Source organism: Rhodococcus sp. IEGM 1302 (assembly GCF_030056935.1).
Lineage (GTDB): Bacteria > Actinomycetota > Actinomycetes > Mycobacteriales > Mycobacteriaceae > Rhodococcus_F > Rhodococcus_F qingshengii.
On sequence record NZ_JASHKY010000010.1, the window covers coordinates 56,928 to 80,013 of the forward strand.

Below are 23,086 nucleotides of genomic sequence, written 5' to 3' on the forward strand. Positions count from 1 at the left end.
TGATCAGTTGCCTTGCGGTTGAGGGGTGAGTCCGAGCTCGTTGTCGCCCAGCGGGGCGAAGTAGGCATCGACGGATTCAGCCGTGACATCTTCGAGGGTTGCCGGCAACCACTTCGGGTTTCGGTCCTTCTCGACTACCTGGGCGCGAATACCCTCGACCAGGTCGTGTGAGGCGAGCGCTGCCGTCGAGACCCGGAACTCCTCGTTGAGGACTTCTTCCAAGCTTGCTGCTTCCTTGGCATGTCGCAGGGATCGCAGGGTCACCGACAGTGCAATCGGAGACTTGCCGAGAATCTGCTCCGCTGCCTTCTCCGCCTCGGGGATTCCACTCGCTCGAAGACGCTCGACGATGGTGGAGACGTCGTCGGCAGAGTACGCGGCGTCGATCCAGCTCTGCTGGGCCGACAGTTCCGACACCGGAGCCGGCTCCGCGTACTGCGCCACGGCGTCGGCAACCGAAGACGACGCGAGTGCGGCGATGAACGTCTCGATGTTCTCCGACGGGATGAAGTGATCCGCGAAGCCTGCTGCGATGGCATCGCCGGCGCTCAGTCGCGCCGTGGTGAGCGCGATGTGCGTTCCGAGTTCACCGGGAGCACGCGAGAGCAGGTAAGTTCCGCCCACGTCAGGGATGAAACCGATTCCGGTCTCGGGCATTCCGATCATCGAGCGCTCGGTCACGATGCGAATGTCGCCGTGTGCGGACACTCCGACGCCGCCGCCCATGACGATCCCGTCCATGATTGCGACGTACGGCTTCGGGTAGTTCGCGATCTCGGAATTGAGGATGTACTCCTCACGCCAGAAATCGAGCGAACCGGTCTTGCCGTCCTTGGCGTCGTGGTAGATCGAGACGATGTCGCCGCCGGCGCACAGACCACGCTCGCCGGCGCCCGTGAGTACGACCGCCTTGACGTCGTCGTCGTACTTCCATTCCGCGAGTGCCTTGGCCATCGCCTTGACCATCGAGTGGTTGAGGGCGTTGATCGCCTTGGGCCGGTTGAGGGTGATGAGCCCCAGTCCGTCACGCTTTTCGATCAATACCTCGAGCTCGTCGCTCATGCTGCTCCTTGCTTTCCCTGACCTGATGCGACCACGCTGCGCGCGATGACCACCCTCATGATCTCGTTGCTGCCTTCGAGGATCTGATGAACCCGAAGATCGCGGACGATCTTCTCGATCCCGTACTCAGCAAGATAGCCGTACCCGCCGTGAAGCTGGAGAGCCTTGTTGGCTACGTCGAACCCGGTGTCGGTGGCAAAGCGCTTGGCCATCGCACACAACTCCACGACGTCGGACGCTCCGTCTTCGAGTGCGGCAGCGGCGCGCCACAGCAACGTCCTGGCCGCTTCGAGTTCGGTACGCATGTCGGCGAGCTGGAACTGCAGGGCCTGCGACTCGATCAGTGCCGAACCGAAAGCTTTGCGGTCCACCAGATATGCGACTGCCTTCTCCAGCGCCGCCTGGGCCCCACCGACCGAGCAGGCGGCGATGTTCAGCCGGCCGCCGTTGAGACCCTTCATGGCGATGCGGAAGCCGCTGCCCTCTTCACCGAGCATGTTGGCGGCAGGAACTCGCACGTCTTCGAAAATCACCTGACGGGTGGGCTGCGCGTTCCAGCCCATCTTGACCTCGTTGGCACCGAACGACAGTCCGGGCGAATCCTTGGGCACGATGAACGCCGAGATCCCCTTGGCACCGGCAGATCCGGTGCGCGCCATCACGACGTACACGTCGGAAGTGCCTGCGCCGGAGATGAACTGCTTGACGCCGTTGAGGATGTAGTCGTCGCCGTCACGAACGGCCTTGGTGCTCAAGCCCGCAGCATCGGAGCCAGCGCCGGGTTCGGTGAGGCAGTAGCTGCCCAGTTGATCCATCGAGCAGAGTCCGGGGACCCACTTGTGGCGCTGTTCGTCGTTGCCGAACTGGTCGATCATCCACGTGACCATGTTGTGGATGGAGATGTACGCGGCGATCGACGGATCGCCCTTGGCCAGCTCTTCGAAGATCCGGGCAGCGTCGACGCGGCTCAGCTCACTGCCGCCCACGTCTTCACGAATGTAGATACCGCCCATTCCCAGGGACGCCGCCTTACGGAGGACGTCCACCGGGAAATGCTTGGTCTGATCCCACTCCACTGCGTTGGGCGCCAGATGCTCGGCCGCAAAGTCGCGGGCAGTGTCACGAATCGCCCGCTCGTCATCGGTCAGAGTAAACATGGAAAGTGTTCCGATCAGTTCATCGTGGGGATGACGAAGTGGTTGGTCTCTTCCTTCTTGCCGGAAGGCCAGCGCTGCGTCACGGTCTTGGTCTTGGTGTAAAAGCGGAAGGAGTCGGGACCGTGCTGGTTCAGGTCACCGAATCCGGAGCGCTTCCAGCCACCGAAGGTGTGGTACGCGATCGGGACCGGGATCGGCACGTTCACGCCGACCATGCCGACGTTGACGCGAGCGGTGAAGTCACGCGCGGTGTCGCCGTCGCGGGTGAAGATGGAGACGCCGTTGCCGTACTCGTGTTCGGTCGGAAGACGCAGTGCCTCTTCGTAATCGGCAGCGCGGACCACCTGAAGGACGGGTCCGAAGATCTCTTCCTTGTAGATGCGCATGTCCGAGGTGACGTTGTCGAACAGGGTTGCGCCGGCGAAGAATCCACCTTCGTGGCCTTCGAGGGTGAAGCCGCGGCCGTCGACGACTGCCGTTGCGCCCTCGTCGATGCCGATCTGCACGTAGTTGTTGACGCGGTCGAGGGCATCCTGGCAAACGAGCGGTCCGAAATCGACGCCTTCGTCGTCACTGCGACCGATCTTGAGCTTCGCGACGCGCTCCTTCAGCTTCGCAACAAGAGCGTCCGCGGTCTCCTCGCCGACGGGAACGGCAACCGAGATGGCCATGCAACGCTCGCCGGCGCTGCCGTAGCCTGCACCGATCAGGGCGTCGGCAACCTCGTCGAGGTCCGCGTCCGGCATGACGATCGCATGGTTCTTGGCGCCACCGAAGCACTGTGCGCGCTTGCCGTGAGCTGCGGCCGTCTCGTAGATGTACTGAGCGATCGGCGTGGAGCCGACGAAGCCGACAGCCTTGATTCGGTCGTCGGTGAGCAGAACGTCGACAACTTCCTTGTCACCGTTGACCACGTTGAACACACCCGCGGGCAGTCCCGCCTCGAGGAACAGTTCAGCCAGGCGCAGCGGGACGGAGGGGTCGCGCTCGGAGGGCTTGAGGATGAAGGCGTTACCGGCGGCGAGGGCGGGGCCGGCCTTCCACAGCGGGATCATCGCGGGGAAGTTGAAGGGCGTGATGCCGGCAACGACGCCGAGCGGCTGGCGCATGGAGTACACGTCGATGCCGGTGCCGGCACTCTCGGTGAATTCGCCCTTGAGCAGGTGCGGAGCGCCGACGGCGAACTCGATGACCTCGAGGCCACGCTGGATGTCGCCCTTGGCGTCGGCGACGGTCTTGCCGTGCTCGGACGAGAGGAGGCGGGCCAGAGAATCCATCTCGGCCTGGGCGAGCTGCAGGAACTTCATCAGCACGCGGGCACGCTTCTGCGGGTTGAACGCTGCCCACACCTGCTGCGCCTCTTCGGCATTGGCGATGATGGCTTCGGTCTCGGCCTTGCTCGCAAGGGGAACGCGGGCCTGCACCTTGCCGGTGTTGGGATCGAACACGTCCGCAAATCGATCAGATGTCCCGGGAACACGCTTGCCACCGACGAAGTGCGTCAACTCGTGAACCGTCGCATTTTCAACCATTGTGCTATCCCGTTCCTTGCTCGTATGGACCGCCCAGGAGGCAGCAGTGAATATGTCTACCATCCTATAGTTGGATGTCCATGTATGTCTAGAGCCCAAGGGCTGTGCGCCTTTATTAACCGCGGGGGGTTAATAAAGGCGCACAGCGCGGAGCGCGGCTGCCGCTTCCTGCGCGACTACTGCATCGGTGACGTCGTATCCGTCCGATCCCCCACCAGGTCCGCCGGAAACTGCGACAACCTTGCGCGCCGAGAGATGCACCGCATCGACGCCGACGGCAGCGATTGCCGGGATGTCGTCGACGGTTATTCCGCCACCGGCCATGATCTGGATCCGGCCCGCGGCATGTTCGACCATTCGACCGATCTCGTCGAGTCCCTCATTGCAAGTGTCCGCACCCCCGGACGTCAGCACGCGGGTCACGCCCAGGTCGATCAGTTCGTCCAGCGCGGTCAGACGGTCGGTCACCACGTCCATCGCACGATGTACTGTCACCTCGACTCTCGCCCGGTCCACGCATCCGATGATGCGGCGCAGCACGACGGTGTCGATCGAATTGTCTTCTGTCAGCGCGCCGATCACGATGCCGGAAGCTCCACCGGCCACAGCAGCATGTACGTCGTGCTCCATCACCCACACTTCGTCGGGTGAGAACACAAAACCTCCGGCGCGCGGACGGATCAGCGGGTGAACCGCGATCCCCACTTCCGACACAGCCTCGATCACTCCGATGCTGGGCGTCAATCCCCCCGTCGGGCCGAGTGCCGCACACAACTCGACTCGAGTCGCTCCCACCGAACGCGCGATCCTCGCCCCCCGCACGTCCTGCACAGCCAGCTCCAGAACCGTCATGTCAGAAGGACTGCCACGACGGCTTGTGTTCGAGCGCATACCGGTAGTAGTCGGCAAGTTTGAGTGAACTGGCCGCAGCTTCGTCGATGACGACGGTGACATGGCGATGCAATTGCATCACCGAAGCCGGGCAGAAAGCAGACAACGGACCTTCGACGGCAGCGGCGATCGCGTCAGCCTTGCCTTCTCCGGTCGCGATCATCACCAGATGCCTTGCATCGCTGATGGTTCCGAGACCCTGGGTGAGCACGTGATGTGGGACGTCGTCCACACCGTCGAAGAAGCGTGCGTTGTCGATCCGGGTCTGCTCGGTCAGCGTCTTCACGCGGGTTCTCGAGGTCAACGACGATCCGGGCTCGTTGAAGCCGATGTGGCCGTCGGTACCGATGCCGAGCAACTGCACGTCCACTCCCCCGGCCGCCGCGATGCTCTGGTCGTACCGGGCGATCTCCTGCTCCGGGCACGGCGCTTCACCGTTGGGACTGGACACCATCGCGGGATCCAGGTTGACGTGATCGACGAACTCCGACCGAATCACCGAGTAGTACGACTGCGGATGGCGTTTCGGCAATCCCAGGTACTCGTCGAGCAGGAATGCCCGAGCCAGCGAGAAGTCGAGTTCGGCGTCGCGATGCCTCGCTGCCAGTTCACGATAGGTTCCGATCGGCGACGACCCCGTTGCGAGACCGAGCGTCGTCGCCCCGGCTCTGACGTAGCCTTCGACGATGTCCGCGACGGTCGAGTCGACCTCCGCGGGTGTCGGCTGAATTACGATTTCCATGATTTTTCCTTTCCGACGGCTTTTCCGCCGAGTAGTACACGCCCCAGACGCAATTGACGATCGGTGACCAGGATGTCGGCTCGGCAGCCCACGGCCAGCGATCCGATCAGGTCGCCGAGCCCCAGCAGATGCGCTGGGCTCCGAGTTGCCGCTGCGACAGCATCTTCCAGCGCGACGCCGCCGTCAAAGACAGTGCTGCGCAGGACGTCGAGCAACCTCGCGGTCCCTCCGGCGATCGCGCCGGCCGAGCCGTCGGTCGTCGCGAGCCGTGCGACGCCCGCCTGTACGGTGACGTCGAGCGCACCGAGTTGGTAGTCGCCGTCGTCCATTCCCGCAGCGGCCATCGAATCGCTGACCAAGGCGATCTGGTCCGGTCCGACAGCATCGAAGACCATCGACACGGTCTCGGGTGCAAGATGCACACCGTCTGCGATCAGTTCCACCACCATCTCGCCTCTCGCGGCAGCCGCCAGGCACGCCGCGACGGGACCCGGAGATCGATGGTGCAGGGGTGGCATCCCGTTGAAGAGGTGGGTCGCGCTGATCTGTCCGGCCCAATCCCCGTGCACCGCAGCATCGATCCGCGCCGACGTCGTTGCCGCGTCGGCATCGGTGTGACCGAAACTCGGCACGATGTTGCGATGACGCATGATCGCGAGCAACTCTTCGAAATTCTCGGTCTCGGGCGCCAAGGTCATGGACCGCACGGTCCCACGCGCGGCGTCACACACGGCTTCGAGCAGATCCGGATCACCGGGAATGATCGCCGCCGGATCCTGGGCACCGCAGCGGACGCCGTTGATGAACGGCCCCTCGAGGTGGATACCCAGAAGTTCTCCGCGTTCGACCAGATCGGCGAGCATCGTTGCTTGTCGCACCAGATCTGCGCGCGGTGCGGAGACCAGGCTGGCCAGCATTCCGGTCGTGCCGTGCTCACAATGGTGCGCCACCGCGCGGCTCGCTCCATCGGCGTCGGTGTTCGGGAAACCAGCACCCGCGGCGCCGTGGCTGTGGACATCGATCAAGCCGGGCATGATCACCGCGTCGGTGCGTTCCGGAATGACGACGACGGGTGTGGACGCCACATAGTCCGCAGCCGAGCCGACCCAACTGATCTTTTCGCCGTCCACGACGACGACTCCGTCGTGAATCTTCCCGGCCGGAGATCCGATCACAGTTCCCCGCAATACGATCGGATCGCCGACAGCAGCCGAGCCTGATGTACTCATGCCGACTCGCGAATCCGCGCGACGGCCGCTCTACCCTCGATCGGGTTTCGCGCGCCCCGCGCCGCCGCGGCCATGTCCTTGCACACCGCCAGATCGAGAGAGGCCAGTTGCGCGCGAACTGCGCCCAATGCCGGGACCGACATCGACAGACTCGTCACGCCCAAACCGACCAGAACCGGAGCCAACAGCGGGTCAGACGCGGATTCTCCGCACACACCAACAGGTTTCCCGGCATCGGCGCCAGCCTGACCGACCATCGCGATCAGATCGAGGACCGCCGGCTGCCACGGATCGAGCAGTTGCGCCAGGCCTCCGGCCATACGATCCACGGCGCAGGTGTACTGGCTCAGATCATTGGTACCGATACTGACAAAATCGAGGTGCTCGAGGATATCCTTCGCCCGCAACGCTGCAGCTGGAACCTCGATCATCGCTCCGACCTTGCCGATCCCCCGCGAACGCGCAAGTTCTGCAAAGTCTTTCGCCTCGTCGGCCGTAGCTACCATCGGCGCCATGACCCACAGATCGGCACCCGTCGCATTGCCTGCCGCCGCGAGGGCGTCGAGCTGGCTGATGAGCGTGTCGGGATAAACCGTGCCGACACGGAGCCCGCGGATACCAAGGGCCGGATTCTCCTCGACCCCGAGATCGAGAAACGGCAACGGCTTGTCCGAACCCGAATCGAGAGTGCGGACCACCACCTTCTGTCCGGCGAAGTGCCCGAGCACCGACGCGTACGTCTGTGCTTGCTCCTCCACCGACGGCGCGTCGTGACGCCCGAGATACGAGAATTCGGTACGGAACAGTCCGACGCCCTCGCAATCCGCCGCTCCGGCCCGCGCGGCGTCCTCGAGGGTTCCGATGTTGGCCGACAACCTCACCGCGAACCCGTCACGCGTGCGTCCTGGACCCTGTGCCGAAGCCGACTGCTCTGCCACGAACGATGCTTCGAGGACAGCGCGCTCGCGCATTTCTGCCGAGGGATCGATGGTGACCGTCCCGGTGGTGCCGTCGAGGATGAGAAGTTTTCCCTCCGCCAGCAGATCGGTTCCCGAGCAGTTGACCACGGCCGGGATTCCGAGCGACTTCGCCAAGATTGCGGTGTGGCTGGTCGGACCTCCTTCGGCAGTCAACAATCCGACCACGTCACTGGTGCCCAACGTCGCTGTATCCGCCGGAGCGAGGTCGCGCGCCACCAGTATGTACGGGTAACCGGGAGCGGGGATTCCGGGCATCGGTTCCCCGCGAAGAACGGCCACGGCTCGCTGCCCGAGATCGCGCAAATCCGTTGCCCGCTCGGCCATGTACCCACCGAGCGCCGTGAGCTTTTCACAGAATGCGTCGAAGGCAACTGCGACGGCGTGTGCGGTCGGCAGCCCCGATTCCAGGTTCGCCTTGGCCGCCTTCACGATGCCCGCGTCGCGCGCCATCGCAGCCGACGTCGTCAGGATCTCCGCGGAGACGCCCTCGACTGTCTTTTCACGCGAGAGCAGTTCCTCCGCGACGGCGTCCAGTGCCTCACGGATCCTGATCAGCTCCGCCTCGGGACTGCCCGTGATCGGGTCCGCCGCCGAGGTCGGCTCAGGCGTGGAGAATCGCAACCACGGCGCGCAGACCGAACCCGCGCTCACTCCAATACCCGCGATGCGGTTGTCCACACTCGCCGTCATCAGGCTTCGTCCAGTTCGGATGCGAGAAGCTCTGCGAGCGAACCGACCGCAGCGTCGGCGCCGTCACCGTCAGCACGCAAGGTCACCGAATCCCCGAATGCTGCACCGAGAGTCATGACAGACAACATGCTGGAGGCATCGACGGGTTCGCCGTCGCCGAGCGCGATGGTGACGTCTACCGGTAGATCGGCTGCGGCGCGCGCGAAGAGCGCTGCGGGTCGTGCGTGGAGTCCGACGCGGGATCCGATTGTCGTGGTTGCGATCGCCATGTTCAGCGTCCTTCCAGTTCCTTGTCGAGCTTGTTTTCCAGTTCGGCGACGAGCGGGGCGTCGGTGCGGCTGTCACCTTCGGCAGCCAGTGCCAGTTCGGCCTCGAGCAGCGCTGGGTCGGGCTCACCTGCGGCCACCTCGACCTCTTCTTCTCGTCCTGGCGTGCGCAGATTCCACTTCTTGATGACGAAGCTGAAAAGGAAGTAGTAGATCACGGCGTAGCCGAGTCCGATCGGGATCAACATCCATGCGTTGGTTGCCTTGCCGAAGTTCAACACGTAGTCGAAGAAGCCTGCGGAGAACGTGAATCCGTCGTGAATCCCGAGCGCATTGACCAAGGCCATCGACGTTCCGGTCAGGAGCGAGTGGATGACGTACAGGGGCCACGCGACGAACATGAAGGAGAATTCGAGCGGCTCGGTGATACCGGTGAGGAATGCGGTCAGGCCGGTGGAGAGCATGATGCCGCCGACGAGCTTCTTCTGAGAAGGCTTGGCGTTGCGCCAGATTGCGAAGGCTGCAGCGGGGAGGGCGAACATCATGATCGGGAAGAAGCCGGTCATGAACGTACCGGCGGAGGGGTCGCCGGCGAAGAACCGGTTGAGGTCACCGCGAACGATCTGACCGCTCGCGTCCTGGTAGTCGCCGATCAGGAACCACACGGCGGAGTTCAAGATGTGGTGCAGGCCCGTGGGGATCAGGAGGCGGTTCGCTGCGCCGTAAATGCCGCCGCCCACAACGGTATTGGAAGCAACTGCTTCACCGACCCAGTTGAGGCCGGAGTTGAACAAGGGGTACACGAATGCCATCAGGACACCGACCACAAGACCGGTGATCGCTGTCAGGATGGGAACGAGCCTGCGCCCGTTGAAGAACCCGAGATAATCGGGAAGCTTCGTTCGATAGAACCGCTGCCACAAGATCGCCGACAGCAAGCCCATCACGATACCGGCGAGCACACCGTAGTTGATCAGGGATTGATCCCCGTTCGGGTCCGTCTTCCCTTCGAGGACGATCGGCGACATCGCCTTGAACACGCCGTCGATCACCATGTAGCCGACGACGGCTGCCAAGGCAGTCGATCCGTCGGCCTTCTTGGCCCAGCCGATCGCGATACCGACGGCGAAGATCAGCGGCAGCCACGTGAAGACTGCTTGTCCTGCCGCAGAGATCACTGCAGCAGCACTGTGCATCGAACTGAATCGCCCGAGCAGGTCGTCCTGGCCGAGGCGGAGCAAGATTCCCGCAGCCGGCAGAACGGCGATCGGAAGCATCAAGCTTCGGCCGAGGCGTTGAACCCCGGCGAACACTTTCGATTCCTTCTTCGGGGTGTCTTCGAGAGTCATCAAGGACCTTCTTCGTTCGCCGGGCCGCGTCGCGATCGGCCGCTGGTTCTGGAAATTCGGGTGTCGTACACGTGCAGGTTTCGTGAAAATGCAGGTCACGGTTCTTGCTCGGAAGTGAGGCCGAAACCGTTTTGTCGAAACTGTTGTGGAGCCGGACTTCCAACGGGTACTGTCCGGTCATAACCAGTTGTAGTTTTACCTGGTGGAGGCGAGTTGTCAACACCCAAATGTGACATACGTAACCGGGATAGCCTTGACCAGCAACTAGTCAGCCCACCTGTACGACCGTTCAACGATCACGACCAACCCGACAATCAGGAGCAGCAAATGTCGAAAGCGGAAGCAATCATCAAGGGCCTCGGCGGCGCAGAGAACATCGTCGAGATCGAGGCTTGCATCACCCGCCTGCGTACCGAGGTCAAGGACGGAGCGAAGGTGAACGAGTCCGCTCTCAAGGCTGCCGGCGCACACGGCGTGCTCAAAGCCGGAACGGTTGTCCAGGTCATCGTCGGGCCCGAGGCCGACACCCTTGCCGAGGACATCGAGGACATCCTGTGACGGTCGTCCTCGCCCCGCTGCCCGGCCGGGTCGTCGCACTCGCGGACGTCCCGGACCCGGTGTTCGCTCAGCAGATGGTCGGCTCGGGCGTCGCGATCGAACCCGCCCGCGGTCAAGGCCCGCTCACGGTCGTGGCGCCGATCAGCGGAAAGATCCTGAAACTGCACCCCCACGCGTTCGTGATCTTCGGCGAGAAGGCCACCGGCGTGCTGGTCCATATCGGCATCGACACGGTCAAGCTGGAAGGCGACGGATTCACGCTCATCGCCGCCGAGGGTGACACCGTCGATGCGGGTGATCCCATTGTCAGCTTCGATCCAGCGCACATCGACACGACCGGCTACTCGGCGATCTGCCCGGTTGTCGTAATGGATTCCAAACCGGACACCGTCGAATCCCCTTCCGTCGGTGGGGACGTCACCACTGGCGACACTCTGTTCGACTGGTCGGCGTAGCGCAAAGGGCGAGCACACCGGAAGGTGTGCTCGCCCTTTCGCTTCGAACGATGACTATTGGTCGCCGCGCGTTTTGGGCCGCGCTTGGCCCTGGACTTCCATCTGCAACTGGTAGCGGTCGGATCGGTACCAACTGCGAGTGTGCTCGACCGGTGCGATCTCGCTGAACGACACTCGATCGAAGTACAGAACCGGAGCGCCTTTACGAGTGCCCAGGAGAGTCGCGATCTCCGTACTGGCACCATCTGCACTGACTGTCTGCTCTGCCCGATCGATCGGCTTGTCGTACTTGTCGGCGGTTGCCCGATAGATCGAACCCGTCAAGTCCATGTCGAGTAAACCCGGCAACAGTTCGGGATTGAACCAGCCGTCGTCCACGCTCACCGGCTCGCCGTCGGCAAGGCGCAAGCGCTTGACGTGGTAACCGTCGGAACCCGGTCGCATATTCAGTGCGGCAGCAGTGTTTTCGGGGACCGGCCCCTGTTCGCTGACCAGGACCACCGTCGTGGGGTGATGCCCCTGGGCGCGCATTTCCTCGGTGAAGGATGCAAGGTGCAGCTTGGATTGGACAGCACGGTGCGCAACGAAGGTTCCCTTGCCACGCACGCGAACGAGGTGTCCGTCATTGACCAGTTGCCCGATTGCCTCGCGAACGGTGATCCGACTGACGCCGTAGTCCTGCATCAGGTTTCGCTCGCTGGTCATCAAGTCGCCAGGCTGGAGCTCTTGGGTGCACTTGCGCAGGAGAATGGTGCGCAACTGTTCGTGTTTGGGTATTGCGCTGTCGCGCAAATGAACGGGCATCACAGCGACTGTCCCTCCGAGAAATGAATAGTCGTCTATTCGCCGACGACAACGACCTGAAATCGCAGGCAGGTCCCGACCGGACCGGTCCAATTAACGATACTGGAATTTACGACAGGAAACTAGCACCAGTCCGGAGTTGTCCGATTTCAACCGTCCAACCGTCGGTAGATGGACCGTATTTCGTCCAAGGCGACGTTCTGCTGAGCCATGTCCAATCCCAATGCCGCAACCGCCTCGCGCAACCGCCTGATATCCAGATCGTCGATCGCCGCGCGAAAAGGCACCTTCGGTAGCGCAGGGAGGGCAGCCGCGATTCCGAACCAATTCTCGACGTCCACCGAAACAGTCAACTCGTCTTCTACTCCCCCGATCAACTGCTCCAGGTCGACCCCGCGAAGTCTCAGCAACCTGAGCGGATCGGTGTCGATTCGCTCCGCGGTCAAGAACGCCACGGCCGCAGCGTGTTTGCACGGCCAGCCGACATCGGGGCAGGTGCAGTCGAATAGGAAAGCCGACGGGCCGTCCGGTATCAGTTGGGCAGCAAGCATGTCCGGGACAGTGCCGGACACCAGCGCGGCAAGGCTTCCCGGCACTCGGCGGATCTTGGTGATGATGTCGTCGATATCCGATTGATCAAGAGTGTCGATCGACAGCGTGGAAACGAAAGGTTGAAGTTGGCTGCCCTGAACCTCGGCCGTCACCACTCCCGGTTCGATGTCGAGCGCCAAAACCTGACCCGAACGCGCATACGTTCGCCCACGCGTGACACGAGGTTTGTCGCCGATCTCTTCGACGACGCGGACAAAAGCCTTGCCCCAGAATGTTCTCCCGAACGCTGGACGAGGTTTGACCGGCGCGGGTGCTCGCCGTCGGGACCCGGTGTACTCGCTGAAATCGGGGCCCTTGCCGCGCGGACTCATTCGCCCACCGCGTCGTCGCCGAGTCGCAACAACTCGTCCAATTGCTCGACGCTCATCTCCGTCACCCAGTTCTCACCGGTCCCGACTGCAAGTTCGGCGAGTTCACTTTTACTCGCGATCATCGAGTCGATTCGCTCTTCCAAGGTTCCGACGCACACCATCTTGCGTACCTGAACGTTCTTTCTCTGACCGATGCGGAAGACACGGTCCGTCGCCTGGTTCTCTACCGCCGGGTTCCACCATCTGTCGAGGTGAACCACATGGTTGGCCGCCGTGAGATTCAGACCCGTGCCGCCGGCCTTGAGCGAGAGCACCATGATGGGCGGGCCGCCTTCACCTTGGAATGCCTCGACCATGGCGTCGCGCCCGGCTTTCGACACTCCGCCGTGGAGAAACGGAACTTCGGTGGTGAACCGGTCGGCCAGGTACGGCACCACCAATTCGCCGAACTCACGAAACTGTGTGAACAACAGAACCTTCTCGTCGTCGCCGATGACCGACTCGACGATGTCCTCGACCAGTCCGAGCTTTCCCGAACGGTGTTGCCCGCGGCGCATCACCGGCGAACCGTCGCGCAGGAAGTGCGCGGGATGATTGCACACCTGTTTGAGTTTGGTCAGCGCAGACAGGACGGCGCCCTTGCGCTTCATCCCTTCCGTCCCCTTGATCTGCGCCATCATCTCGTCCACCACGGCGCGGTACAACGCGGCCTGCTCTTCGCTGAGATTCGCTCGAACCGTCATCTCCAACTTCTCCGGGAGATCCGCGATCACGGCGGGATCGGTCTTCACGCGCCGCAGCACAAAGGGGGACGTGACGGCTCGCAGTCGCGAGACGGCAAGCTGATCTTTTTCCCGCTCGATCGGTACGACAAACCTTTTGCGGAACATCTGCTCCGAGCCGAGTACACCGCGATTGGCAAAATCGAGGATTGACCGCAGCTCGTCCAGTCGGTTCTCCACCGGCGTTCCGGTCAGAGCAACGCGATGATCCGCGGGGATGCTGCGAGCAGCGCGGGCCTGAGATGTCTTGGCGTTCTTGATGTGTTGAGCCTCGTCGAGCACCACGCGCCGCCAGTCGAGATCCTTGAGGGCCGCGACGTCGCGGGTCATGAGCGCGTAGGTGGTGATCACGAGGTCACTCTCACGAACTGCCTGTTCCAACTCCGCCCCGGTAGCGCGATCCGAACCGTGATGAACGTAGACGCGCAAGCTCGGCACGAATCGCGCCGATTCACGCTGCCAGTTACCCACAACCGACATCGGGCACACCAAAAGGGTTGCTGTCTTGGACTTCTCGTGCGCAAGTAACGCCAACAGTTGCAGCGTCTTACCCAGACCCATGTCGTCGGCCAGAACAGCGCCGAGCCCGAGAGCACTCATGTACGCCAACCAGTCGAGACCGCGTCGTTGATACGGACGCAAAGTCGCGTTGACCGTCGACGGTACCGCGACCTCCCGCGGAGCCACCGACTGGTCGAGCAGTGCAGAGGCCCATCCGGTTGCCTTCACTTCCTCGACCGGCAGGTCTTTGAGGTCGTCGGCGATCAAGTCCTTGATCAGATCGACGATCGCTCGGTCCCCGCTCGAATGCCGCTGACTGACAAAACGAGCCGCGCGGGCCAGGACGTCTTTGTCCGCCTGAACCCACTCGCCGCGCAACTGGACCAGATCGGACTTCGCATCGACCAGTCGGGTCATTTCCTCGGCGGTGAGTACCTTGTCTCCGAGCGCCAATTCCCAATCGTATTCCAGCAATTGGTCCATACCGACCGTACGATTCTCCGCAACGATCGGAGACGCCGCCGAGGTCACCCGCACACGCAGGGATGGAGACACCACGTTCCAGGCACGCGGAAGCAGCAGCGTGATCCCTCGCTCTCGCAGGACTATCGCGCCGTGTCCGACCAGGTCCATCACTACAGGAGTGGGCAGCAACAGGTCGAGACTGTCCTCGTCGCGCGGCACGTCGCGAAAACGTGGGTAAGCCTTGATTGCCTCTTCGAGTTTGCGGCTGCCGAGCTGGATACGTTTGGGATCGGCCCGGTGCAGTCGAACACGTTCGGGCGCTTCACCTTCAGGACGCAAACACACTTGCAGACGCCACAGCGCATCGTCGTCGGGATCGGAATTGTCGTCGAGTTCAGGCTCGATCAGCCGCAGAACCAGGTCCGGCTCTCCGGCGGTGAACGTCGACCCCCATTCGGCGAGTCCCTCGGCCGCTCGTACCGACACGTCGTCGAAAGCATCCCCGGACAACACGGCCTGCCACAGCGGGGTCTGCACCACCGGATGCGAGTCCCCGAGAGCACGACGGACGATCGGGTCCGTGAGTTCGTTCGTGATGTCTTCGATCGTCGCCCTCGGCGAACCGACCGCCCGCTGCACCGGCGGCATCGCCACTACCAGTTCGCCGATCCAGGCGCGCTGGCGTTCCCCCACCGACAACTGCCAGCGTGGCCACCAACTTCCTTCAGCCCGCGTCAGTGCGGGGACCACCCGTCCGGCGCGCACCCACCGGTCTATTCCTCGCGCCACATGTACGAGAAAGTGCAGGTCTCCCGCAATTCGCTGATCGTCGGCCTTGAACCGCAGCAGGAGATCGACTGCGTCCGGCGGCGCTAACGCAACAGCTGCGTACTCACTCTGCAAAGGCCCGCCAGGTACGGGCGGCATAGCGACATTCACACGATGACGGAACTTGCGATGCAGGACAGCACTGACCGGATCACGGGGATCGTCGGTCCCGGCACCGTCGTGCCCGTCGACCCACAGTTTGAGCCCCGATCCCGGTGACCAGAGTCCATGCAGCATCCGACCATCCAATCAGGTGCCACCGACACCACTTCCCGCCTACCGGGCAATAGGCTGGCAGGCATGACGACGGCATACGGCTTCACCGAGTACGGCGGACCCGACACACAGTCCTACTTCGACGTAACCTTGCCCCCACCGGGTGCCGGCCAACTGCTGGTGTCGGTCCGAGCGGCGGGCGTCAACCCCGCTGACTGGAAAGTTCGCGCGGGTACTCGAAAAGATACTGTCCCGGTGACGCTGCCTGCGGTTCTGGGCCGCGAAGTGTCCGGTGTTGTCATCGGAGTAGGTCCGCGGGTCACCGAGTTCGAGGTCGGCGACGAAGTGTTCGGCGCTACCGCGACCGGCTTCGGCGGCTACGCCGCGTCGACATTGCTCAACGTCTCCTCGACAGCACACAAGCCGCCTACCGTGTCCTGGGCCGATGCCGCAGTGCTGACGGTTGCGGCAGGAACGGCCTACGACGCACTCCACGATCTCGGTCTGAAACCCGGGGCGACACTCCTGCTGCTCGGCGCCGGCGGCGGCGTTGGTCGCAGCACGATCGCGCTTGCACTGGCGCGGAGTATCAACGTGATCGGTGTCGCGAGCGAGTCCAAGAGAACCGCGATCGAGGAAGCGGGAGCACGTTGGGTTGCGTCGGGGGACGGCTACGCAGACGACGTGTCCGCGTTGTCCCCAGTCGGAGTGGACGCGGTTTTCGACCTGGTCGGCGGGGACACTCTCACTCGCGGCGCTGAGCTCGCCCGACCGGACGCACCGATCCTGAGCATCGCCGATCCTCTGGCTGCGAGCCGACTCGGCGGCGGTGGTGTCGAACGCCGAAGAACTACAGCAGTATTCACGGAGGTCGCGGCGCTCGTGGCCGACGGGATCCTCGACCCGTCCGTGTCCGGGCGGTACCCATTCTCCCGCGCTGGGGAAGCGCTCGCTGCAGTCGAAGACGGCCATGCCGCCGGCAAAGTAGTGATCGAGTTCGGCTGATTCCTGTCGGCCCCCGATGGTTCAATCACCGTCTACGACGGACGGCGTTGAATCACCGTCTACGACGGGCGGGGGCACAGGTGGTTGCACGGTTATCTGCGATCCTGTCGACGCTCGTGCTCGTATGTCTCGTCGCGTCCTGCGGACGGTTCGGGGACGAGCGTCTCGAGTCGGCCCCGGGCAGCCCGACACGATCGGAGCTCGAATCGCTGCTGTCCCGGACCGCGATTGTCGACAACCGCCCACATCCGGGTGGATACGAGCGCGGCTGCGGTAACGGCGAGGCTTGCGTCTTCGGCCCCGCTTGGTCCGACGACCAGGACGCTCCAGGTGGCCACGACGGGTGCGATACCCGCAACAACGTTCTGGCCCAAGATCTCTCGGACGTGGTGTTCAAACCGGGAACACGTGACTGCGTCGTACTGTCGGGCGCGATGACCGACCCGTACTCCGGTGATCGCATCGAATTCGAACGCAGCCAGGCCAAGTCCGTCCAGATCGACCACGTCTTCCCACTCGCCGCCGCCTGGGACTTCGGCGCGAACTCCTGGACGCCCGCGCTTCGGATGAGGTTCGCGAACGACATGTCTCTGAACCTGTTGGCCGTCAACGGCCCCGACAACCAGTCGAAAGGCGACAGCACGCCCAGTGAGTGGTTGCCGCCCGATCCTGCGTACCGATGCTTTTACGCCGGCAAGTACTTGACCGTCGCGATTTCCTATGGCTTACCAGTCAGCCGAGCTGATCATTCGGCCCTGACGGACCTCGCCACTCGCTGTTGAGCTACCGGCCGTCCTTCACCACTCGCCCACTCTGGATGACGAGTGCGATCCGCTCACGATCGGCAAAGATCGAGGGATCCGTCAACGGATTGCCGCGGAAGGCAACGAGGTCGGCGAACTTGCCGACTTCGATGGTGCCGACCTCGTCGGCGATACCGAGAATGTCGGCGTTGATCCGGGTAGCGGAAACCAATGCGTCCATCGGGGTTTCGACCTTGGCGCGCAGGACTAGCTCCATTCCCCGGCCCGTTTGATCGGTACCGATGAGGTCCGATCCCAATCCCACTCTGACGCCGGCATTTCGAGCAGCAAGAAGCCCGTCGATCTGACCCTGCATCATCTGGCCGATCCGAGCCGAAATCGATTCGGGTAGACCTGCTGACGCCGCGCTGTCCGAGAGTGCCTGCACCACAGCCAACGTCGGCACCAACGCGACGTCGTGCTCGGCCATCAACTTGGCAGTCTCGTCGTCGATACCTGAGCCGTGCTCGACGCATTTCGCGCCGGCAGTGACAGCGTTTCGGATTCCCTCGTTGTTGTGGGCATGCACCGTGACATAGGTACCGCGCGCATTGGCTTCCTCGACGGCAACTTCGATCTCGTCGACCGTGAACTGGGTATCGGTGAGCTTGTCATGAGTGGATACCACTCCCCCTGTGACACACAGTTTGAGGAAGTCCGCACCCCTGCGGAACGTCTCGCGAACGTTCTTTCGCATTTCGTGCGGACCGTCGGAAAGCAGAGACATACACCGTAATCCGGGGATGTCATGATCGGACCAGTCCGAAGTCGGCTCCCATTCGGCCGCCAGGTGTCCGTGTCCACCGGTCTGGCACTGGATCGGGCCGCACTGAATGATCCGCGGACCCGGAATCTTGCCCGAGGCGACAACTCCGGCGAGTCCACCGTCGATTCCGCCGCAGTCACGAACAGTGGTGAATCCCCCGTCGAGGGTCGATGCGCAGGTCGCGAACATGTCTGCAGCGAGCTCGGCTACCGAGATCTGACGCCGCAGGCTCGGTGCGAGATCGCTCGATCCACCGAGATGAACGTGTGCGTCGATGAGGCCGGGCGTGATTGTCAGCCCAGCGCAGTCCAGCACCTCCGCCCCCGTGGGTGGCGTGCCACCGAGTGCACTGATGCGCCCGTTTTCCACAGCAACAGCGCAGTTCTCGATCGGGTCGGCGCCCGTCCCATCGATGATCGTTGCACCGGTCAGCCATACGACAGACATATTGAATGTTCCTCCGACGTGTACCGATCGCCGGAAGATTCCGCCGACATACCGAATAGGGTTCGGTTAGTATGATGCATACCGGCTCCCGAAATCAAGGAGTTGTCATCACTCGATGAAGTCCGAGATTGCTGACGAATCCCTCACCAGGAGAATCGATGCCGCGTCCCACCCAGCCGATACTGTCCACGCGAAACATCACCGACGCGGCTCTGGATGCTGTCGACGCGACCGGCGACTTCACCATGCCCGGGATCGCCAAGCAATTGAACGTGACTCCGTCTTCGCTCTACACACATATTTCGGGTCGATCCGAGATCGTCGAACTCATGCGCATCCGCGTGATGTCGTCGATCTCTGTCCCCCACCCACCGGCAGGGTGGAGCGAACGGATCAGCGCGTGGGGGTGGGCCTATCGCCGAGCTGCGGTCGAGCACTGGCGCCTCATCCCGCTACTCATGACCCGCAGCGTCCGCACCGAGGTAACTTTTGATATCGATACTGCACTGGTTCAGGCATTTTCGGACGGAGGTTTCGATTCGGCCGACACTCGTCACGCAATCTCCACGCTGGACAGTCTGGTTCTCGGATCAGTCGTGAAACTCTCGACGCCGGATGTCGCATGGACCCAATCCTCCAACCCGAGCGAGATCACGCGCGAGGCTACGACCCCACTGCGAACCGACGACACGTTCGACTTCGGCCTGCGAACCCTGATCGCCGGATGGATGGCTCAGCGCGTTGTTCGTCTGTATACCGAACCTCATTCGGATTCCGACGTCACTTCACGGTGAACGACCTGGTGTGCCATCCCGTGGCGCCACCGGGAATCGGCGGAGTGCGCTCTTCCACCTGAACGTTCCCGTCCAGATCCGTCGCTCTGACCTGCACCGTGTGCAAACCCGAGCCTGCATCCCACATCCACGACCATTGACGCCAGGTGTCGATCGAGTACTCCTGCGCCAGTGTCGCCGGTTGCCATTCACCGTTGTCGACGCGAACCTCGACCTTCTCGATCCCGCGATGCTGCGCCCAGGCCGTTCCCGCCACCAGCACCTGGCCCGGCTCGATGGGAGCCAGAGCTGCCGGCACCTCGATACGCGAGGACGTCTTGATCGGTGCCTGCGCACCCCAACCGCGCTGGGTCCAATAGGCCTCGACCTTGTCGAAACGCGTGAGTTCCCACTCCGTCACCCACTTGGTGGCGGAGACGAAACCGTACAGACCGGGAACGACCTGCCGAACGGGATAGCCGTGCTCGAACGGCAACGGCTCACCGTTCATCGCCACGGCGAGAATCGCGTCACGGCCGTCGGTGACTATCTCGACCGGGGTGCCGACTGTGAAGCCGTCGACGCTGGTCGAGAGGAGCATGTCGGCGTCGGGATGGACACCGACTTCGTCGAGCAGGTCCTTCATGGGATAACCGATCCACTTCGCGTTCCCGGCCAGAACGCCGCCCACCTCGTTCGAGACACACGTCAGCGTGATGACTCGCTCGATGGGCGTTCGCGCCACCAGATCGTCGAACGACAACGTCATCTCGCGGTCCACCATTCCGTGAATCCGCAGTTCCCACGAATCCGTTGTCAATTGCGGAACGAGGAGTGCAGTGTCGATTCGGTAGAAGTCGTCGTTGGGCGTGATGTACGTCGACGCACCCGCAATCGCGATGTCCGCACCCGCCGGAATCGGCGGCGCCGGGTCAGCGGCGGTGGGCACGACAAAATCTTCACGATTCGCTACTGCTCCGGCGATTCTCTGCCCCACGAACTTCCCGGCCGCACCCGCTGCCGCAGCCACTGCCAACGCCGCACCCGCAAGCAGGAGGAACTGACGACGAGGCAACCACGAGTCGGCGACGCCCGGCGAGAGCGGCACTTCGAGTTGTGTGATCAGCAACCGCAAGGTTGCGACGCCCGCCACCACACCGACCAGTGTCGGGAACACGTACATCGCGTCGGCAGTCGGGCGCTGCATCGCCGCATACACACCAACCGCGCCCAGAAGAACAAGGATGACACTGCCGATCGGGCGGCGTCGCCGTTCCAGGAGCCCGGCCACCGCACCGAGCAGAACGATCAAGATCGACATTCCGATGAACAGCGCCGGCTTGTCATTGGTACCGAAAGTGTCGATCGCGAACTCGCGAGCCCACGCCGGCGTTCGGTCGACGGTAGTCGCACCTACCGCGTAGAAGGGCGACGCGTCCGGGTTGATCGGCAGCGCCACCAGTTCACCGACGCCCAGGACGACAGCCGCGGCCAAGACCCCGGAGATCGCGTGAGCAGCCCATCTACGACGCGGTGGACGAGATTCGGTGCTCGGGTGCTCGTCGATGTTCTGTGTGACCATGTCGTCTCGGCTCTGTCGGTGCGAGTGGTGCTTCGATCGGATACCCGACATTCGGCGCTGCGGGCCATCCGGATGGGTGCACTCCTCCATCAAGAACTACTCCGAACTCGCGATTAGAGTGGGAACGATGACCGTCGACCTCAACAAGGACACGCTCCTGTGCATGTCGCTCTCCGGGCGACCGAGCAACATCGGCACCAGATTTCACAATTACCTCTACGAGGAATTGGGCCTGAACTTCGTCTACAAAGCCTTCACCACCGAAGACGTGCCAGCCGCGATCGGCGGCATCCGAGCACTCGGGATTCGAGGCTGCGGGGTGTCGATGCCGTTCAAGGAACAGGTCATCGAGCACATCGACGTCATGCATGATTCGGCCAGCGCCATCGACTCCGTCAACACGATCGTCAACGAGTCCGGAGTGCTGCACGCCTACAACACCGACTATCAGGCGGTGGCCGATCTACTGCGTGACAACAACGTCGACACGAGCCTGTCCGTCGCTGTCGCCGGCAGCGGTGGCATGGCAAAAGCAGTCGTCGCCGCGGTGCGCGACACCGGATTCACCGACGTCACCGTGATCGCCCGCAACCAGCAAGTGGGGTCATCGCTTGCGAAGCAGTACGGCTTCGACTGGCAGGCCGAACTCGGTGAGCTTCGTCCCGGTGTGCTGATCAACGCCACCCCGATCGGTATGTCCGGCGGCGCAGAAGCAGATGCACTGTCGTTCCCCGAGCACGCAGTGCGCGCAGCCGATGTCGTCTTCGACGTCGTCGCGATGCCTTCGAAGACGCCACTGATCGCGTTGGCGACCGAACTCGGCAAAACGGCGATCACAGGAGCGTCGGTCATTGCCCTTCAGGCCGCCGAGCAGTTCGTTCTCTACACCGGTGTGCGCCCGAGCGCGGAGCAGATCCAGCGAGCGTCGGAATACTCACGGGCGTAGGAACCACGTCGCCGTGAACGAGACCGGGGAGACTCCACCTCAACAACTCGCGCGGAACTTCAACGAGTTGTTGCAAGAGCTGCGCGTCGCGCTCTCTGGTGTGCAGATCCTGTTTGCCTTCCTGCTGGCCGTGGCATTCACCGAACGCTACGAGGAAGCGTCGGCGTACATCCGCGGCATCCACTTGGTGACAGTGATCCTTGTTGCCATCTCGTTCGGGTTCCTGATGGCACCCGCGGTCTGGCATCGCATGCTTTTCCGCCGTGGGCACCGCGAGAACATATTGCCCGTGGCCAACCGATTCGCCCTGTGCGGCATAGCCTTTCTGGCCGCCTCCATGGCCGGCACGGTCCTGTTGATCGCCGAGGTCGCCGTCGGCGGAGTTGCCGCAAAGGTTTTGGCAGCGTGCGCCGCGATCATGTTCACGGCGCTGTGGTTTCTCGTGCCGTCATTCATCGATCGCACCAAGAGCTGACTCAGGCTCCGGTGTCGACGGCGCGAGTGCTGTCGTTGGACCACTGTGACCACGAGCCCGGGAACAGCGTCGCGTCGTAGCCGGCGATCGCGAGCGCCGCGATCTCGTGCGCTGCAGTCACTCCGGATCCGCAGTACACCGCCACCTTGTCTCCGACGCCCAGTCCGGCGAATCGCTCACGCAGGTGGGTCGTATCCAGGAATCGCCCGTCGCCGGTGATGTTCTCGGCGGTCGGCGCGTTCACCGCACCGGGGATGTGCCCTGCGACGGGATCCATCGGCTCGACCTCGCCGCGGTACCGCTCCCCGGCTCGGGCGTCGAGAAGGACACCGCCCTCGCTCGTCCAGTTGCCGACACCGTCGATGTCGACAGTCGGCATGTTGCCGCCGGTGAAAGTCACGTTGCCCGGGCTGACGGACTCGCCGATACCGGCCGCCAACGGCAGTCCTGCGGACTCCCAGGCCTGCAGCCCGCCGTCGAGCAGTCGGACGTCCGAGAGCCCGGCCCACCGCAGCAGCCACCAACCACGGGCCGCGGCCGTGTTGCCGGTGGCGTCGTAGAGCACCACCGAATCACCGTCGTCGATTCCCCAACGACGCGCAGCGGCCTGCAGGTCTTCGAGACTCGGCAGCGGATGCCTCCCCTCGTCCGGCGACGGCGGCGAGGCAAGTTCCTCGTCGAGGTTCACGAATACCGCACCGGGAATATGGCCGTCGCGAAAATGCTGCTCGCCGTTCGAATCACCCAGCGCCCATCGGACATCGAGCAATCGCGGCGCAGCGCCGGCCTCGATGAGAGCGGACAGTTCTTCGACGTCGATCAGCACGGGAAGTGTCATGAGCCCATCCTGACACGACCA

22 protein-coding genes are annotated in these 23,086 nt (G+C 63.2%); 7 read left to right on the forward strand and 15 right to left on the reverse strand.

Annotation, left to right across the window (positions count from 1 at the left end):
- Nucleotides 1-3 precede the first annotated feature (3 nt).
- From QM609_RS16300 to QM609_RS16340, 9 genes are all read right to left on the reverse strand, one after another.
- A complete protein-coding gene (locus QM609_RS16300) occupies nucleotides 4-1,062 on the reverse strand; it encodes an enoyl-CoA hydratase/isomerase family protein (RefSeq protein ID WP_050655249.1) in 1,059 nt (352 codons plus the stop codon).
- A complete protein-coding gene (locus QM609_RS16305; RefSeq protein ID WP_007726145.1) occupies nucleotides 1,059-2,219 on the reverse strand; it encodes an isobutyryl-CoA dehydrogenase in 1,161 nt (386 codons plus the stop codon). The genes QM609_RS16300 and QM609_RS16305 overlap by 4 nt, the downstream gene beginning before the upstream one ends.
- Nucleotides 2,220-2,233: 14 nt before the next feature.
- Nucleotides 2,234-3,751, reverse strand: coding sequence for a CoA-acylating methylmalonate-semialdehyde dehydrogenase (locus QM609_RS16310; protein WP_003941275.1), 1,518 nt, complete (start codon nucleotides 3,749-3,751; stop codon nucleotides 2,234-2,236).
- A gap of 129 nt (nucleotides 3,752-3,880) precedes the next feature.
- On the reverse strand, nucleotides 3,881-4,603 hold the full coding sequence (locus tag QM609_RS16315; RefSeq protein WP_050655248.1) for a copper homeostasis protein CutC: 723 nt from the start codon (nucleotides 4,601-4,603) through the stop codon (nucleotides 3,881-3,883).
- A 1-nt stretch (nucleotide 4,604) separates the two neighbouring features.
- A complete protein-coding gene (gene nagB, locus QM609_RS16320; protein WP_007726140.1) occupies nucleotides 4,605-5,384 on the reverse strand; it encodes a glucosamine-6-phosphate deaminase in 780 nt (259 codons plus the stop codon).
- Nucleotides 5,372-6,613, reverse strand: a complete 1,242-nt coding sequence (locus QM609_RS16325) for an N-acetylglucosamine-6-phosphate deacetylase (protein WP_082238996.1) — start codon at nucleotides 6,611-6,613, stop codon at nucleotides 5,372-5,374. Before QM609_RS16325 ends, nagB begins: the two co-directional genes overlap by 13 nt.
- A complete protein-coding gene (gene ptsP, locus QM609_RS16330; RefSeq protein ID WP_283337313.1) occupies nucleotides 6,610-8,283 on the reverse strand; it encodes a phosphoenolpyruvate--protein phosphotransferase in 1,674 nt (557 codons plus the stop codon). The genes QM609_RS16325 and ptsP overlap by 4 nt, the downstream gene beginning before the upstream one ends.
- Complete coding sequence (locus QM609_RS16335) at nucleotides 8,283-8,552, reverse strand: HPr family phosphocarrier protein (RefSeq protein ID WP_003941322.1); 270 nt, start codon at nucleotides 8,550-8,552, stop codon at nucleotides 8,283-8,285. The genes ptsP and QM609_RS16335 overlap by 1 nt, the downstream gene beginning before the upstream one ends.
- 2 nt (nucleotides 8,553-8,554) lie before the next feature.
- Nucleotides 8,555-9,898 (reverse strand): PTS transporter subunit EIIC, encoded by a 1,344-nt coding sequence (locus QM609_RS16340; RefSeq protein ID WP_003941307.1) that lies wholly within the window; start codon nucleotides 9,896-9,898, stop codon nucleotides 8,555-8,557.
- Nucleotides 9,899-10,225: 327 nt separating this feature from the next.
- On the opposite strand from QM609_RS16340, the gene QM609_RS16345 reads away from it, so the two are divergent.
- Nucleotides 10,226-10,456 (forward strand): PTS sugar transporter subunit IIB, encoded by a 231-nt coding sequence (locus QM609_RS16345; RefSeq protein WP_003941324.1) that lies wholly within the window; start codon nucleotides 10,226-10,228, stop codon nucleotides 10,454-10,456.
- On the forward strand, nucleotides 10,453-10,911 hold the full coding sequence (locus QM609_RS16350; protein WP_050655246.1) for a PTS sugar transporter subunit IIA: 459 nt from the start codon (nucleotides 10,453-10,455) through the stop codon (nucleotides 10,909-10,911). The genes QM609_RS16345 and QM609_RS16350 overlap by 4 nt, the downstream gene beginning before the upstream one ends.
- Before the next feature lie 54 nt (nucleotides 10,912-10,965).
- On the opposite strand, the gene QM609_RS16355 is transcribed toward QM609_RS16350, so the two are convergent.
- The 3 genes from QM609_RS16355 to QM609_RS16365 form a co-directional block, all read right to left on the reverse strand.
- Entirely contained in the window at nucleotides 10,966-11,715 is a 750-nt protein-coding gene (locus QM609_RS16355) for a GntR family transcriptional regulator (protein ID WP_007726130.1), read from the reverse strand.
- A gap of 149 nt (nucleotides 11,716-11,864) precedes the next feature.
- Nucleotides 11,865-12,638: an SWIM zinc finger family protein gene (locus QM609_RS16360; RefSeq protein WP_050655245.1), complete on the reverse strand. Its 774-nt coding sequence runs from the start codon at nucleotides 12,636-12,638 to the stop codon at nucleotides 11,865-11,867.
- Nucleotides 12,635-15,451 (reverse strand): DEAD/DEAH box helicase, encoded by a 2,817-nt coding sequence (locus tag QM609_RS16365; protein ID WP_050655244.1) that lies wholly within the window; start codon nucleotides 15,449-15,451, stop codon nucleotides 12,635-12,637. Before QM609_RS16365 ends, QM609_RS16360 begins: the two co-directional genes overlap by 4 nt.
- A gap of 63 nt (nucleotides 15,452-15,514) precedes the next feature.
- On the opposite strand from QM609_RS16365, the gene QM609_RS16370 reads away from it, so the two are divergent.
- Both QM609_RS16370 and QM609_RS16375 read left to right on the forward strand, forming a co-directional pair.
- Nucleotides 15,515-16,435, forward strand: coding sequence for an NADP-dependent oxidoreductase (locus QM609_RS16370; protein WP_050655243.1), 921 nt, complete (start codon nucleotides 15,515-15,517; stop codon nucleotides 16,433-16,435).
- 80 nt (nucleotides 16,436-16,515) lie between these two features.
- Nucleotides 16,516-17,217: an HNH endonuclease family protein gene (locus tag QM609_RS16375; protein ID WP_007726123.1), complete on the forward strand. Its 702-nt coding sequence runs from the start codon at nucleotides 16,516-16,518 to the stop codon at nucleotides 17,215-17,217.
- Nucleotide 17,218: 1 nt separating this feature from the next.
- Here the strand turns inward: QM609_RS16375 and QM609_RS16380 are convergent, their stop codons facing one another.
- Complete coding sequence (locus tag QM609_RS16380; RefSeq protein WP_007726122.1) at nucleotides 17,219-18,451, reverse strand: metal-dependent hydrolase family protein; 1,233 nt, start codon at nucleotides 18,449-18,451, stop codon at nucleotides 17,219-17,221.
- A 158-nt stretch (nucleotides 18,452-18,609) separates the two neighbouring features.
- Here QM609_RS16380 and QM609_RS16385 point away from each other — a divergent pair, with 158 nt between their 5' ends.
- Nucleotides 18,610-19,245 (forward strand): TetR/AcrR family transcriptional regulator C-terminal domain-containing protein, encoded by a 636-nt coding sequence (locus QM609_RS16385; RefSeq protein ID WP_007726121.1) that lies wholly within the window; start codon nucleotides 18,610-18,612, stop codon nucleotides 19,243-19,245.
- Here QM609_RS16385 and QM609_RS16390 read toward each other — a convergent pair.
- A complete protein-coding gene (locus QM609_RS16390) occupies nucleotides 19,232-20,806 on the reverse strand; it encodes a molybdopterin-dependent oxidoreductase (protein WP_020908339.1) in 1,575 nt (524 codons plus the stop codon). The genes QM609_RS16385 and QM609_RS16390 overlap by 14 nt on opposite strands.
- A gap of 127 nt (nucleotides 20,807-20,933) precedes the next feature.
- Here QM609_RS16390 and QM609_RS16395 point away from each other — a divergent pair, with 127 nt between their 5' ends.
- Nucleotides 20,934-21,752, forward strand: a complete 819-nt coding sequence (locus tag QM609_RS16395; protein WP_007726117.1) for a shikimate 5-dehydrogenase — start codon at nucleotides 20,934-20,936, stop codon at nucleotides 21,750-21,752.
- A 13-nt stretch (nucleotides 21,753-21,765) separates the two neighbouring features.
- Nucleotides 21,766-22,227, forward strand: coding sequence for a DUF6328 family protein (locus QM609_RS16400; RefSeq protein ID WP_050655240.1), 462 nt, complete (start codon nucleotides 21,766-21,768; stop codon nucleotides 22,225-22,227).
- Between the two features lies 1 nt (nucleotide 22,228).
- Here the strand turns inward: QM609_RS16400 and QM609_RS16405 are convergent, their stop codons facing one another.
- Nucleotides 22,229-23,065 carry a sulfurtransferase gene (locus tag QM609_RS16405; protein WP_050655239.1) on the reverse strand — a complete coding sequence of 279 codons (837 nt, stop codon included), beginning with the start codon at nucleotides 23,063-23,065 and terminating at the stop codon, nucleotides 22,229-22,231.
- Nucleotides 23,066-23,086: the final 21 nt, after the last annotated feature.

Bases quoted from the DNA above. Each gene is read 5' to 3' on its own strand.
- QM609_RS16300 (WP_050655249.1), bottom strand. From the start codon at position 1,062: ATGAGCGACGAGCTCGAGGTATTGATCGAAAAGCGTGACGGACTGGGG.
- QM609_RS16305 (WP_007726145.1), bottom strand. From the start codon at position 2,219: ATGTTTACTCTGACCGATGACGAGCGGGCGATTCGTGACACTGCCCGC.
- QM609_RS16310 (WP_003941275.1), bottom strand. From the start codon at position 3,751: ATGGTTGAAAATGCGACGGTTCACGAGTTGACGCACTTCGTCGGTGGC.
- QM609_RS16315 (WP_050655248.1), bottom strand. From the start codon at position 4,603: ATGACGGTTCTGGAGCTGGCTGTGCAGGACGTGCGGGGGGCGAGGATC.
- nagB (WP_007726140.1), bottom strand. From the start codon at position 5,384: ATGGAAATCGTAATTCAGCCGACACCCGCGGAGGTCGACTCGACCGTC.
- QM609_RS16325 (WP_082238996.1), bottom strand. From the start codon at position 6,613: ATGAGTACATCAGGCTCGGCTGCTGTCGGCGATCCGATCGTATTGCGG.
- ptsP (WP_283337313.1), bottom strand. From the start codon at position 8,283: ATGACGGCGAGTGTGGACAACCGCATCGCGGGTATTGGAGTGAGCGCG.
- QM609_RS16335 (WP_003941322.1), bottom strand. From the start codon at position 8,552: ATGGCGATCGCAACCACGACAATCGGATCCCGCGTCGGACTCCACGCA.
- QM609_RS16340 (WP_003941307.1), bottom strand. From the start codon at position 9,898: ATGACTCTCGAAGACACCCCGAAGAAGGAATCGAAAGTGTTCGCCGGG.
- QM609_RS16345 (WP_003941324.1), top strand. From the start codon at position 10,226: ATGTCGAAAGCGGAAGCAATCATCAAGGGCCTCGGCGGCGCAGAGAAC.
- QM609_RS16355 (WP_007726130.1), bottom strand. From the start codon at position 11,715: ATGCCCGTTCATTTGCGCGACAGCGCAATACCCAAACACGAACAGTTG.
- QM609_RS16360 (WP_050655245.1), bottom strand. From the start codon at position 12,638: ATGAGTCCGCGCGGCAAGGGCCCCGATTTCAGCGAGTACACCGGGTCC.
- QM609_RS16365 (WP_050655244.1), bottom strand. From the start codon at position 15,451: ATGCTGCATGGACTCTGGTCACCGGGATCGGGGCTCAAACTGTGGGTC.
- QM609_RS16370 (WP_050655243.1), top strand. From the start codon at position 15,515: ATGACGACGGCATACGGCTTCACCGAGTACGGCGGACCCGACACACAG.
- QM609_RS16380 (WP_007726122.1), bottom strand. From the start codon at position 18,451: ATGTCTGTCGTATGGCTGACCGGTGCAACGATCATCGATGGGACGGGC.
- QM609_RS16385 (WP_007726121.1), top strand. From the start codon at position 18,610: ATGCCGCGTCCCACCCAGCCGATACTGTCCACGCGAAACATCACCGAC.
- QM609_RS16390 (WP_020908339.1), bottom strand. From the start codon at position 20,806: ATGGTCACACAGAACATCGACGAGCACCCGAGCACCGAATCTCGTCCA.
- QM609_RS16395 (WP_007726117.1), top strand. From the start codon at position 20,934: ATGACCGTCGACCTCAACAAGGACACGCTCCTGTGCATGTCGCTCTCC.
- QM609_RS16405 (WP_050655239.1), bottom strand. From the start codon at position 23,065: ATGACACTTCCCGTGCTGATCGACGTCGAAGAACTGTCCGCTCTCATC.